Here is a 13,909-nt window from a genome sequence, read left to right on the forward strand (position 1 = left end):
TTGAGATTTATTACAATCGGGTCAGAAGACATTCTGCAAATGGCTGGTTAAGCCCTGAAGCCTTTGAGAAGAAATATTTTAAGAATTTAGAGGGATTTGTTGTCCACGATACTGTCTAGGATCAGATGTTTGGTGATTAAAAGTGAGGGGGAATATTCCCCCTCGACTATTTATTAATTATGATATTTTGCTGTCTATGAATGTATTGATCAATGTAATTGCTTCATTGATCTCTTGTTGAGCCTCTTGAATCTTTCTGAAGCTAGCCTCTACTTTTTCTTCAATACTTTTTTGTATTTCTTTGTTCGGATAAATAATTGGCATATTCAAAATATCTTTATCACTAACAGTTGGATACATTGATGAAGTTGCTAGTCCAGACAAAGAGTTTTTAAATAAATCACTCTTACAATATGCATATAGGTAATATGGACTTACTTGTTCTGGTCGTAATACACAAAATCCATTTGATGCAACCATTGGTTCATCTAATTCGTGATTAACTAAAGCAACTGTATTTCTTTCAGGTCTAACAGTGCTAATTAGTACATCACCTTTTTGAAGTAAATAAGAAGCTCTGCCGGGTACATCTTCTATTTCTAATCTATTTGGAAACACATAACCAAATTTCTGTTCTACGCTAGAAATATCAACATATCTGATAGCCTCATAAGATTTCTTCTTAAATTTTTTATGAGATCCAATTGCAATATCACTTAGTGTTTGGTCGGAAAGATTATTTAATTTTTTAAGATTATCTTGTACATCAGAAAGATAGAACTCAGCATCTAATCGATCTTTAGATAAAATATCTTTTACAGTTAATTTCTTATATGGGTGAGTTCCTGAATTTTCACGTTTAGAGAATACTGATCTAACCGTTTCAGACAATTCTGCATAATCATTTTCAGATATATTACGGCCACTAGAATCATGACCAGAATTAAAACTACACGTAAATAATATCTCGTCATCATTCTTAGATGGTGTGTTTTCTAAGATTAGAATAGATGTCTGAACAGATGTATACGGCATAAATGCATTACTATCCAAGCCTATCACCGCGAGTACTTTTGTTTTAGAAAGTATCCACTCTCTTACATATTTATAGCTACTATTTGAAAGAACGCCTTTAGGAATAACAATTGCTAATTTTCCATTTGTCTTTAAAAGCTTAATACATCTTTCAATGAATAATATTTCACGACTTACGCTATTTTTATCTTTAGCTAAGTCATACTGACGCAATAAGCTATTTTCAATAGTCCCTGCATATGGAGGATTGGCGAAAACAATATCGGCTTGTAAGTTATCTAGACTTATTTTCTCATCTTTATTTTTAGTCCAGAGTAAACTATTTAGGCCGACAAAACTTTGCTCATTTGAATTGTTGTCTAAGCTATTGGCTTGTACTAGATTAATATTGTTTAAAGACTTTGCTAACTTCATTAAGTAAGCGACACGGATAGATTTAGAGCTTATGTCCATACCAAGACAATTTGGTGCAATTTGATTTTTTCCTATTGCATACATTGTTGATTCGAATAAGAAACCCGATGAACCACATGCAGGATCTAAAATCGTTTGGTTAGGTTGAGGATCTATTATTTCCACACACAGCTTAATGATTTCTCGAGGAGTAAAATATTGACCAAGTGAGCTTTTTGACGTTGAACTGACTAACCTTTCTAAAATCGCATCAATAACAGATAAATCACTTTCTATAAGATTAAACTTATGTAGAGACTGAATAACTCGATACATATGATCATCAGAAATATTAAATGAACTTTTATCTAAAGCTAGGGTAGGCCATCTTTTATTTACTTTCTTTTGAAGAGTGTAAACTTTTTCTATAGTTAAACTAATATTGTTGTTTTCTATAAACTCACTATTTTTCTTTCCTTCAAGTATTTCAATTTCATCTATCAATTTGATAGAGAATAAGAAAAATGCCACTTCAAATGCATCATCACCAGAATTGGATAAAAGAGTTTGCTCAAAATTAGAAATTAGATTGATTGGATTGTTCATAGGGATCATTACTTAAATTAGATAGGAGCATATTTGCACATTTGTGTTTAATGCACAATAGTGTTTTAGTTTTTTTGTATTTTTATATTGAAATAAAAAAGTTACCCATCATTATTAGTTTTGAATATCACCTCAATAATTAAAAAGGTACAACTATGAGCGAAGAACAAGATAGTTATAGTAAAGATGAGTTACTGCAGCAATTAGATGATTTGGCTGAGAATTTTGAATCTGATGTTGATAAAGCTGAAGACTTACAGGAACGCTTTGATAGACAAGATACACTTTTTCGAAATACGGCTGGAAACGATGATGGCAATGAAGATAGTCCTGAAACGTATAATGAAGATGGTGATAATGTTCAAGGCATGGAACGAGGTGAAGAGCTTATTCGTCTTGGGCATTATGTAGAAAATGCTCCCGAATATCGAAAAGATATCGAAAAGTTAAGATTAAAAATAGAAAAAGCGGAACAACAGGAGGCTATAGATTCTCTTGTTGAAGAGATTGATGATCTTCAAGGTCAATTAGAAGATATTCGTCCAGAAGATTTAGATTAGATACAAAGTCATTTAACTGAAAATGATTTTGTAAGAAAATCTACAATTAACATAATACGCCATATGCGAATCACTTCTTACACTCCATCGTCATGCTCAACTTGTCTTGCTGACCTTTAGCCAGCATCAAAGACGCAAAAGAAGCACTAGCCAATATGCAAGCTTATTGCGAAAAATACGGGATCTAAAAAGAAAAAGGCATACCTCTAAATAGGGGTATGCCTTTTTAATATTTTTACTTAGAACTGATAATTCAAACGTAATAACACATTGCGTGGTGTGCCTGGCATGCTATCTGAACGCCAGTATTCTTTATTAGTTAGGTTATTTACCGCAAGCGTAACATTCCACGGGTCTGCACTATAGCCAATTGCTGCATCGACACGATTAAAGCCTTCCATTTTTACTTGATTATTAATATTTGGATAATAAGAGCCGACATAGGTTACGCCCACTTCGGTATACCACTGTTCAGTTGGTAAATAACGAACAAATAAATTACCTGTGTTCTTAGATGTGTTGGCTAAATAGTTGCCTTCACGTTCAGGATTTTGCTTGTCTTCTTTTACTTTTGCATCGGTATAACCATAACCACCGCGGACAAAGACATTATCGAATACACGGCCAATAAAGCTAAATTCGAGACCACGAGATTGATGCTGACCCGCTGTTGCCCATACATCTGGCTCACTGTCTGGGTTTGGTTTATAGCGAATATTATTTTTACGAATATCAAAGACAGAAAATTGAGTATTTAACCGATTATCCAACCATTCACTTTTTACACCCACTTCGTATTGCTCATTATATTGAGGCTCTTTATCCATTTTTGCGACATCGGTGCTGCCAGTAACTTGGTTAACACCCATTTGCCCGCCAAATGGTGCAAAACTCTTAGAGTAAGACGTATAAAAGCTATGCTCTGGAACGGGCTGCCATACCAAACCCACATTTGGGCTAAAGCTACTGTCTTTTACATTACGATGATCATTGTTAAGTTTATTGGTAGTCGAAAAGTCAAAGTAATCATAACGTAGGCCCATCATCAGTTTGAGTTGGTCATTTAGACCAATTAAATCCTGAACAAATACACCATAAGTGGTGCCTTCATTGTAGTTATGTTGGCTAATCAAAAGAGGGCCATTACCTCGGCTATATTCACGTTCACCAGTGAGCGGATTAACATAACCATAAATGGCTGAACCGTTTTGAGTCTTATTGGCTAGACGTGGTTCTCGTTGCTCATAGGTCCAGTCTGTACCGACCATAATTTGGTGCTCGAGCGAGCCTGTTTTGAACTTGCCCTTAATATCAAATGTATTGGTCGTGGTCTTATTGCTAGTTTGTTGCCAGTAGTAAATTTGATTGATATAGCCTTTTTTAGTGTTGCATGCTTTACCTTTTAAATCTTTACCATCTAACCCACAATAAGTTCCAAAGTAAAAGTGGTCAAAGTTCTGTTCTGCTTGGCGGTAGCTTGCTGCCCAGTGGAAGTTCCAGTCAGGTGCATATTCATAATTTACATCGGTGCGAACCACTTGCAAAATATCATCAACATAATCGCCATCTTGGGCAAATCCTGTTTTGATAGATGTACCTGCAGGTAGATTGTCACGCATTGGTCCGCGGTCAGGCACTCGACCTAATTTGTCATAGGTATATTGTGTGGTCCAAGTGAGTGTTCCATCATCATTTTTATAGGTAAAGCTTGGAGAGAGCATCTCTATTTTATTTTTAATACCTGAGCGGAAGCTATCTGACTCGCCATATTCTCCAGTCAAACGTACTGCTAAATTGTCGTTAAGTACTTGGTTGATGTCAGCCGTTGTTCCGTAGTTGTCATATGAACCAGCGTACGCGCCAACTGAACTTTTAGAGTCAAAATTGGCGAATTTACTCACCATATTTACAACTCCACCACCAGCGCTACGGCCATATAAAACAGAAGCGGGACCTTTTAAAATCTCAATACGTTCGATATTGGCTGTACTGCGGCGTACTTGTCCGCTTTCACGTATGCCATCACGGTAAATGTCACCTGTGTCTGCACCAAAACCACGAATGGTAATTCCATCACCACGCATATCGTAATTGGTTGATACCCCTGGGGTACCTTGTAGCATGACGCTTAAATCATTTGATCCATAAATTTTATATTTTTGAACATCAATGGTATCAATAGTTTGCGGAATATCTTTTTTGTCTAAACCATTACGTGTGACATTGGCTTTGTCATAGTCGATATAGCTTTTAATCGGGTCGAGCTCACTCATCGCTTCAATTTTTATAGTCGGCATGACTGCTGCAACTTTTGATGATGAGTCAGCTAATTCCTCTGCGTAGACACCTTGAATATTCAAGATCATTAAGCTGAGTAAGCTAAGCGGGAATGAGCTTTTAATGTGGGGAGAAGATATAGAAATTTTTAACATAAAAACAAAGTCTGTTAACAAAAATAAAAGTATAAATGATAATTATAATCATTTAATTATTTAGAATAAAAGAACTATTGCCTATGAAATTATTGAGGTGTGCTTTTAGTTGTTGATTTTAAAAATATAATTTTTATATTAAAGGGCGGGCATAATGTAAGTAATTAGTTTTATTTATAAATGAGATTTTGACGAGGTGCTTTTTTTAGTAAAAACACCCTTAGAGTTAAGCATTTTTTTTAAGTACATCTAAAATATCCATTTCTGGATCATAGTTTTCATCAATCGTTTTGCAAATGGCTTGGCCCACAATCACTTGAGTACCATTAAAGGTCATGGTTGGTGCTCCATATAATTCCCAGCCATGATTGAGCGCTTTAGTCACTCGTGCGCAAAAAGCAGAGTCATCGGGGCCAGTTAAATAGCGATAAAGTTTCATCTTTAGCCTTTAAAAATAATATTTTATGGTCATATTTTAACTGAATTTACCTGAATTCAAGATAAAGAAATAACCGATAAGGTTTTACTGAAATTAAGAAAAACCAGTGAAAAATCTCAGTTATACTCATGCTAATTTAAATTTTAAGAAGAGCTTGAGCATGCGTGTACTTGTCATCATGGATCCGATTGAAACCGTAAATCTGAAAAAGGATTCAACCATGGCAATGTTGTGGGCGGCGAGCCGTCGTGGACATGAATTGGGTTATGCATTACAGCAAGATTTATATATCGATCAAGGTAAAGCTTACGGTCTAATTTCTCCTTTAGAAGTATTTGAAGATTACAGTCATTACTATGAGCTTGGCGAAAAGAAAAAAGAATCTATTGCGGCTTATGATGTTGTACTCATGCGTAAAGATCCGCCTTTTGATATGAATTTTGTCTACACGACTTACGTGCTTGAGCAAGCTGAGCGTGAAGGTTCATGGATTATTAATAAGCCTCAATCACTGCGTGATTGTAATGAAAAACTCTTTGCAACGCAGTTTCCAGAGCTACAAGTACCTACACTTGTAACGTCTCAACAAAGTTTAATTCGTGAATTTATTAAAGAACATGGCGATGTGATTGTTAAGCCACTTGATGGTATGGGTGGGATGGGAATTTTCCGTTTATACCAAGATGGTGTAAATATTGGTTCTACCTTAGAAATGCTGACAGAATTAGGTACGCGTCCAATTATGGCACAGCGTTATATTCCTGAAATTGTAGAAGGGGATAAGCGTATTCTAATGGTGAATGGTGAACCTATTCCTTACTGCCTAGCTCGTATTCCACAAAATGGTGAAGTGCGCGGTAATTTGGCGGCAGGTGGTTTAGGTCAAGCACGACCACTTACTGAAAATGATAAGCAGATTGCAGCGAAAATCGGACCTTTCTTACGCGAAAAAGGATTGGTATTTGTTGGACTTGATGTAATTGGTAATTATGTCACTGAAATTAATGTCACTAGCCCAACCTGTATCCGCGAAATTGATGCTCAATTTGGTACATCGATTGCCGATGATCTATTTGACGTATTAGAAGCTGGTCGTCCTGCTTAATCATCTACTTTGGGTGATTTCCTAAGCGAATATTGGGAAATCACCTAAAAATTTATCAATTAATAAAACCACAATATGAAATACGCTTGCGCTTTGTAGGCATATTTTCAAAAAAGCACATCTTTCTGTTATAAACGAGTGAAATTCGCTTTTCGTTAATGAAGCTTTAGGATTAAAATAAACGGCTACAAAAATAGATGACAATTTCCATTGTTTTTTGAGTTGAAGAATTAGACCGTGACAGATTCACAGCAAAGCAAACCTAAACATGTCATGATGATGGCTGCCGGTACTGGTGGACATGTTTTTCCAGCCCTCGCCGTAGCCAAACAACTTCAACAACAAGGTTGTCAGGTTTCATGGTTAGCCACGCCAACAGGTATGGAAAATCGGTTATTAAAAGATCAAAATATTCCAATATATCAAATTGATATTCAAGGTGTGCGCGGAAACGGAGTCATCCGTAAACTCACCGCGCCTTTTAAAATTTTAAAAGCCACTTTAAGCGCTATGCGTTATATGAAACAGCTCAAAGTTGACGCAGTCGCAGGCTTTGGTGGCTATGTTGCAGGACCGGGTGGTCTGGCTGCTCGTTTATTAGGTATTCCTGTTCTCATTCATGAGCAAAATGCAGTTGCTGGTTTTACCAATGCGCAGTTATCACGTGTAGCTAAAGTGGTGTGCGAAGCATTTCCTAATACTTTTCCTGCTGGTGGCAAAGTCGTGACCACAGGAAACCCTGTGCGCCGTGAAATAACAGATATTTTAAGCCCAAAATGGCGCTACGATGAGCGTGAACAAGCGGGTAAGCCGTTAAATATTTTAATTGTAGGTGGTTCTTTAGGTGCCAAAGCACTCAATGAACGTTTACCCCCAGCTTTAAAGCAACTACAGGTTCCACTGAATATTTTTCATCAGTGTGGTCAGCAACAAGTTGAAGCAACACAAGCATTGTACGCAGATGCACCTGCAAATTTAACAGTACATGTTTTGCCATTTATTGAAGACATGGCGAAGGCATATAGCGAAGCAGACCTGATTATTTGCCGTGCTGGTGCTTTAACTGTGACAGAAGTTGCAACAGCTGGTGTTGCAGCAGTTTTTGTACCGTTACCTATCGCGGTAGATGACCACCAAACTGCAAATGCCAAATTTCTGGCCGATGTCGGTGCTGCAAAAATTTGCCAGCAATCGACCATGACACCAGAAGTTTTAAATCAATTGTTTACCACGTTGATGAACCGCCAATTACTTACAGAAATGGCAGTGAAAGCGCGTCAACATGCCCAACCAAATGCAACTCAGCATGTGGTTGATCTTATTCAAAAAATGTAATCGGATTTACTATGTCTCCAACAACAGCTGCAAACCAAGCAAAAAAATTGATTAAAGTGCCTGAAATGCGCCGTATCAAACACATTCATTTTGTGGGTATTGGCGGAGCAGGTATGTGTGGTATTGCTGAGGTGTTAGCTAACCAAGGATATAAAATTTCCGGTTCAGATATTAAAGCTTCTAAAACTACACAACAATTAGAAGAAAATGGCATTAAGGTCTATATCGGACACGAAGCAGAAAATATTAAAAACGCTAATGTGCTTGTAGTTTCAACTGCTATTGATCCGGAAAATCCAGAAATTAAAGCGGCAATTGAGCAACGTACTCCGATTGTACGTCGTGCAGAAATGCTCGGTGAACTGATGCGTTACCGTCATGGTATTGCCGTAGCAGGTACACATGGTAAAACCACAACAACAAGTTTGTTAACCACAATGTTGGCTGAAGAAAACCTTGATCCAACTTATGTGATTGGTGGTTTGCTTAACAGTACTGGTGTAAATGCAGCGCTTGGTGAAAGTCGTTTTATTGTGGCAGAAGCTGACGAATCAGATGCCTCATTCCTTTATTTGCAGCCAATGGCAGCGATTGTAACCAATATCGATGCTGACCATATGGACACCTATGAAGGTAGCTTTGATAAGTTAAAAGATACTTTTGTGCAGTTCCTACATAACTTACCGTTCTATGGTTTAGCGGTAGTTTGCGGTGATGATGCGAACATTCGTGAGATTTTGCCACGCGTAGGCCGTCCGGTTATTACGTATGGTTTTAATGAAGATAATGACATCCGTGCGATTGATGTAGAGCAAGATGGCATGCGTTCGCACTTTACGGTATTGCGTAAAGGACGTGAGCCGCTTCGTTTAACGATCAATCAACCGGGCATGCATAATGTTTTAAATGCTTTGGCTGCAATTGGTGTTGCAACTGATGAAGGTGTTTCAGACGAAGCCATTAGTCGTGCATTAAAAGGCTTTAGTGGTGTTGGGCGTCGCTTCCAAGTACAAGGTGAATTTGAGCTTGGTGAGGGTAATGTAAAATTAGTCGATGACTATGGACATCATCCTAAAGAAGTAGAAGCAACTATTAAAGCAGCTCGTCAGAGCCATCCAGATCGTCGTTTAGTGATGCTTTTCCAACCTCATCGTTATTCTCGTACACGTGATTGTTTTGACGACTTTATTGAAGTTTTATCTCAAGTCGACCAATTATTATTACTCGAAGTTTACCCTGCTGGTGAAAAACCAATTGTTGGTGCAGACAGCCGTACTTTAGCGCGTAGTATCCGCTTGCGTGGTCAGGTTGAACCGATTTTGATTGATCCCGTTGACGGTAATTTACAAAACATCATGCAAAATGTGTTACAACCAAATGACTTGTTATTAACGCAAGGTGCAGGTAACGTGGGAGCAATTTCAGTAGAACTTGCACAGCACCATTTGTATGTGAAATAAACAAAAAAGTATTGAATTATCGGGTTAAGGATTTAAACGTGTCAAATGCTACAAAATTCGGCAAAGTTGCTGTGTTGTTTGGTGGAAAATCGGCTGAGCGTGCTGTTTCTTTAGATAGTGGTCAGGCAGTTTTGGACGCTTTGTTAAGTTCAGGTGTTCAGGCTGAGGCATTTGATCCGCAAGACCGTAGTGTAACTGAACTTGTAAACTATGATCGCGCATTTATTGTATTGCATGGTCGTGGCGGTGAAGATGGTCAGATCCAAGGTGTGCTTGAGTGGTTGAATATTCCATATACAGGAACTGGTGTACAAGGTTCTGCTATTGGTATGGATAAAGTTAAAACCAAGCAAATCTGGCAAGGTAGTGATTTACCTACAGCACCATATCGAATTATTACCAAAGAAACTGACCTCGATTCAGTCATTGCGGAATTGGGTCTACCAGTCATTATTAAGCCTGTGCATGAAGGCTCAAGCGTAGGCATGAGTAAGGTTGAGAAAGCAGAAGATTTTGCGGCAGCAATTGAAAAAGCAACTCAGCACGATGCAGTGGTCATGGCAGAAAAATGGATCACTGGTCGTGAATTTACGATTTCATTTTTAAATGGTCAGCCTTTACCTGTTATTCGTTTGCAACCACCTGCAGATGTTGCTTTTTATGACTATGAAGCAAAATATCAACGTAATGATGTCGAGTATGGTATCCCTTGTGGTTTAAGTGATGCAGACGAGAAAAAATTACAAGCTTTAAGTTTGCGTGCTTTCCAAGCAGTAGGCGCAGAAGGTTGGGGCCGTATTGATGCAATGCAGGATGAGCAAGGTGCTTTCTGGCTTTTAGAAGTGAATACTGTGCCAGGTATGACAAGTCATTCGCTTGTACCTAAGGCTGCTAAAGCAGTTGGTTATAGCTTTGAAGCGTTGTGTGTTGCAATTCTTGAGCAAACATTGGAAGGTACAGCTTAAATATGGCACAACTTCCGGCTTCCATGCGCCGTAAACGTGCGGCAATTACATCCATTCATGAAAAACCGCCTACACGTAAGCAAAAGCTTGCCAACGCTGGCGGATGGATGTTGCTGGTTATTGCTTTTTTAGTGCTGGCAGTCGGAATTTACGGGCTATATAAGGTTATTACCGATGCAACTGTTGCAAAACTTGAAGTTGTGGGTTCAACGACTCCAGTTGAATCTCAGCAAGTAATGCAATATGTGCAGCCGATTGTAAAAGATAATTATTTTACGTCTGACTTAGAGCAGATTCGTGATAAAGCATTAGAAATTTCATGGGTAGACCGAGTCGTTGTATCTCGTGCTTGGCCCAATGGTATTCGTGTTCGTATCATGCCTAAACATGCGATTGCCCGTTGGGGAACAGGCCGCTTATTAAGCGATGGTGGCGACGTATTTAGTGAGGCAGAACCGAAACTTCATCCTGAACTGCCGTTGTTACATGGCCCGGTAAGCCAGTCTAAAATGATGATGCGACGCTATAATGAAATTAATCAGTTATTCCATCCTGTTAATTTGCGTTTAAAAGAGTTATATCTAACAGAACGAATGACTTGGTTTATGCAGTTTGATTCTGGTTTACGCATCATTGTTGACCAAGACCAAACAATGAATAAATTGCAACGTTTAAGTCACTTGGCACAATCTGACCTAAAACCTGTGTGGACGAAAATCTCAGCCATTGATTTGCGATATCGTAATGGATTATCTATTCAATGGAAGAATGCAACTCCACCTAAAATTGTGAATGGTCAGTTTGTTGTAACGAGTGATGACACAAGCATTGCAGGTGGTACAAAAGCAAAGCCATAATACGTGGCTTTAAAATAGGCAATTTGCCTGGTATTAGACAACAAAGAAATGGTATGAGTGATGAGTGAAGCTGTTCCCTCAGTTGTTGCAATTGACATTGGGACGCATAAAGTTTCAGTTTTGATTGGAAAAATTCATGCACCGGATAACATTCAGGTTATCGGTATGGCAACTGCTCGCAATCGAGGCATGAACAAAGGAAAAATTGTAAGTCTCGATAAAGTCATTGCTGCGATTAAGAACGCCGTTTCTGAAGCGGAAAATATGGCTGAATGTCGCATTCATAGTGCGTGGGTATCTATTCCAAGTACCGAGCTGCAAAGTTTCTATGCTTCTGGACGCACGCCTGTTGCTAACCCCGCACATGTGATTACAACCAATGAAGTTGTACGTGCATTGGAGTTAGCAAAAGCAAGCCATGTGACCTCTGATTATTATTTAGCGAGTGCAGTCCCACTTGGGTTTGAGTTAGGTGACTCTGCTGAATGGGTTCAAAATCCAATTAATATGACTGCTCATAGCATGACTGGCCACTATCAACTCATGATGATGCCAATCGCTACTATGCAGAACCTTGATCGTGCCATGAAAGGTGCGAACATTGGTGTTGAAAAAATGGTAGTTTCTTGCTTGGCAACCGCTGAAGCAAGTTTGCTCAAAGATGAAAAAGAGTATGGTGTTTGTCTCGTTGATATTGGCGCAGGCATTACCAATTTAGCAGTTTATTTAGATGGTCGTTTAGCTTTAGCGCGTACATTACAGCGTGGTGGCGAACATGTGACACGTGATATTGCTGCTGTGTTACAAACAACGACCGACGAAGCTGAACGGATTAAAATTTTACACGGCTGCGTTGATCTAAGTGCTGTTAAACCTGATCATATGATTCAGGTACAGGGTATTGATGGTCCTCAAACCATTAGCCGAATTGAGTTGTCAGAAATTATTATTGCTCGTTACGAAGAGATTTTCGGTCAAATTCGTGAAGAACTAGAACAAAGCGGTGCAATCCATGGTCTGTATCATGGTGTTGTATTGACAGGTGATGCTTGCCAGATTGAGGGTATGGTAAGTTTAGCGCGTCGTATGTTGGGTGTGTCTGCTCATTTAGGTAATCCACCGTTACAGGTGTATGCTGATGATCAGCATCAAGCTGCGTTACGTCGATCAATGTATGCGACAGCAGCTGGTTTGCTTATGTTTAGCCAAAGCGAATTACAAGAAGCTGTTGAGGAACCTGAAGAGGGTAGTGACCGTTCGGTATGGGAACGAATGGTGAATGGTTGGAATGCGTTTAATAGCAAACTTAAAGCCATTTTTTAGGATGTATGGATTTATTGGTAGAATTGTTAGGAAGTTGTAAGAGAAAACCACTGTACTTGACAAGGTTTGTATTGCACAGCATTCTTAAAATTAGTTGTTTTTGAAAATCAAGGCAGTATACGGGCTGAAGTGACTGCCATAATGTATTAGGAACCCTAAAGGTCATGGCCTCATTTGAATTTATAGAAGATGAACTAAACGATGGCAACGGTCAAGCCCGTTTCACTGTATTTGGTGTAGGTGGCGGTGGCGGTAATGCCGTTCAGCACATGGTACAGTCTGATATTCAGGGTGTTAAATTCGTTTGTGCCAATACAGATAAACAAGCACTTGACTGTATGAATGCTCCTTTCAAAATTCAGTTAGGTGAGCAAAGTACACGTGGTCTAGGTGCAGGTGCTAACCCAGAAGTGGGTCAAGTTGCAGCAGAAGAAAGCCGTGAAATTATTCGTCAGCACCTTGAAGGGACTGACATGGTGTTTGTAACCGCTGGTATGGGTGGTGGTACAGGTACTGGTGCAGCTCCGGTTGTTGCTGAAGTTGCTAAAGAAATGGGGATTTTGACTGTTGGTGTGGTAACGACTCCATTTAACTTTGAAGGTCGTCGTCGTCAAAAGTCAGCTGAACGCGGTATTGAAGCGTTAGAAGCTCATGTTGATTCATTGATTATTATTCCTAACCAGCGCTTGTTAAGCGTGTATGGTGATATTTCAATGAAAGATGCCTATAAAAAGGCAGATGATGTTTTGTTAAACGCTGTACGCAGTATCTTTGATCTTGTTGTTAATCGCGGTCACATTAACCTTGACTTCGCCGATTTGAAAACTGCAATGAGTACTCGCGGTTACGCAATGATGGGTGCTGGTTTGGGTCGTGGTGAAGACCGTGCACGTCAAGCTGCTGAACAGGCAATCCGTAGTCCATTACTTGATAACGTAAATATTATTAATGCCAAAGGCGTGTTAATTAACATTACGGGTGGTGATGACATCACGTTACGTGAAACAGAAATCATTACTGATGTGGTTAACCAAATTGTTGACCTTGATGAAGGCGAAATCTTCTACGGTACAGTATTTGATCCAGATGCGCGTGATGAATTACGTGTAACTGTGATTGCAACTGGTTTGACTCGTAATGCTGCTGATGCAGAACCGAGAAAGCGTAATACAGTGAGCCATACATCAACTCAATCTGCACAATCTGTAGATGAAGATGATGTTCCTGCAATTAATAAACGCCAAAATGCTGAAACTGATGTAAATAATGCACCAAGTTCATCACCGCGTTCTTCGCCAATGAGTATTCAAGATTACTTGAAAAATCAGCAACGTAAGTAATTCAGTCTTTGATCTACTAAAAGGCAGTGTTTAAACACTGCCTTTTTTTATTTTTGATC

Annotated in this window: 11 protein-coding genes; 8 read left to right on the forward strand and 3 right to left on the reverse strand. The window is 38.9% G+C overall.

From position 1 onward, the window contains the following. Positions 1-177 precede the first annotated feature (177 nt). Entirely contained in the window at positions 178-2,034 is a 1,857-nt protein-coding gene (locus MSG95_RS11065) for an N-6 DNA methylase (RefSeq protein WP_077166357.1), read from the reverse strand. 155 nt (positions 2,035-2,189) lie between these two features. Between MSG95_RS11065 and MSG95_RS11070 the strand changes: the two genes are divergently transcribed. Then, entirely contained in the window at positions 2,190-2,594 is a 405-nt protein-coding gene (locus MSG95_RS11070) for a hypothetical protein (RefSeq protein WP_077166356.1), read from the forward strand. 239 nt (positions 2,595-2,833) lie between these two features. Here the strand turns inward: MSG95_RS11070 and MSG95_RS11075 are convergent, their stop codons facing one another. Together MSG95_RS11075 and MSG95_RS11080 are read right to left on the reverse strand one after the other, a co-directional pair. Next, a complete protein-coding gene (locus tag MSG95_RS11075) occupies positions 2,834-5,026 on the reverse strand; it encodes a TonB-dependent receptor (RefSeq protein ID WP_216069811.1) in 2,193 nt (730 codons plus the stop codon). Between the two features lie 226 nt (positions 5,027-5,252). Next, a complete protein-coding gene (locus tag MSG95_RS11080; protein WP_077165926.1) occupies positions 5,253-5,465 on the reverse strand; it encodes a DUF1737 domain-containing protein in 213 nt (70 codons plus the stop codon). A 160-nt stretch (positions 5,466-5,625) separates the two neighbouring features. Here MSG95_RS11080 and gshB point away from each other — a divergent pair, with 160 nt between their 5' ends. From gshB to ftsZ, 7 genes are all read left to right on the forward strand, one after another. Beyond that, positions 5,626-6,570 carry a glutathione synthase gene (gshB, locus tag MSG95_RS11085; RefSeq protein WP_077165925.1) on the forward strand — a complete coding sequence of 315 codons (945 nt, stop codon included), beginning with the start codon at positions 5,626-5,628 and terminating at the stop codon, positions 6,568-6,570. A gap of 237 nt (positions 6,571-6,807) precedes the next feature. Then, complete coding sequence (murG, locus tag MSG95_RS11090; RefSeq protein WP_077163722.1) at positions 6,808-7,905, forward strand: undecaprenyldiphospho-muramoylpentapeptide beta-N-acetylglucosaminyltransferase; 1,098 nt, start codon at positions 6,808-6,810, stop codon at positions 7,903-7,905. A gap of 11 nt (positions 7,906-7,916) precedes the next feature. Further along, positions 7,917-9,365 (forward strand): UDP-N-acetylmuramate--L-alanine ligase, encoded by a 1,449-nt coding sequence (gene murC / locus MSG95_RS11095; RefSeq protein ID WP_004704924.1) that lies wholly within the window; start codon positions 7,917-7,919, stop codon positions 9,363-9,365. 38 nt (positions 9,366-9,403) lie between these two features. Further along, positions 9,404-10,330: a D-alanine--D-alanine ligase gene (locus MSG95_RS11100; protein ID WP_077165924.1), complete on the forward strand. Its 927-nt coding sequence runs from the start codon at positions 9,404-9,406 to the stop codon at positions 10,328-10,330. A 2-nt stretch (positions 10,331-10,332) separates the two neighbouring features. After that, complete coding sequence (locus MSG95_RS11105; RefSeq protein WP_019458529.1) at positions 10,333-11,187, forward strand: cell division protein FtsQ/DivIB; 855 nt, start codon at positions 10,333-10,335, stop codon at positions 11,185-11,187. A gap of 60 nt (positions 11,188-11,247) precedes the next feature. Then, positions 11,248-12,510, forward strand: a complete 1,263-nt coding sequence (gene ftsA / locus MSG95_RS11110; protein ID WP_004704928.1) for a cell division protein FtsA — start codon at positions 11,248-11,250, stop codon at positions 12,508-12,510. A gap of 164 nt (positions 12,511-12,674) precedes the next feature. Continuing rightward, entirely contained in the window at positions 12,675-13,850 is a 1,176-nt protein-coding gene (gene ftsZ, locus MSG95_RS11115) for a cell division protein FtsZ (RefSeq protein ID WP_004704930.1), read from the forward strand. The last annotated feature ends 59 nt before the right edge of the window (positions 13,851-13,909 follow it).

The sequence above is a fragment of the Acinetobacter sp. IK23 genome (genome assembly GCF_035615275.1).
Lineage (GTDB): Bacteria > Pseudomonadota > Gammaproteobacteria > Pseudomonadales > Moraxellaceae > Acinetobacter > Acinetobacter seifertii.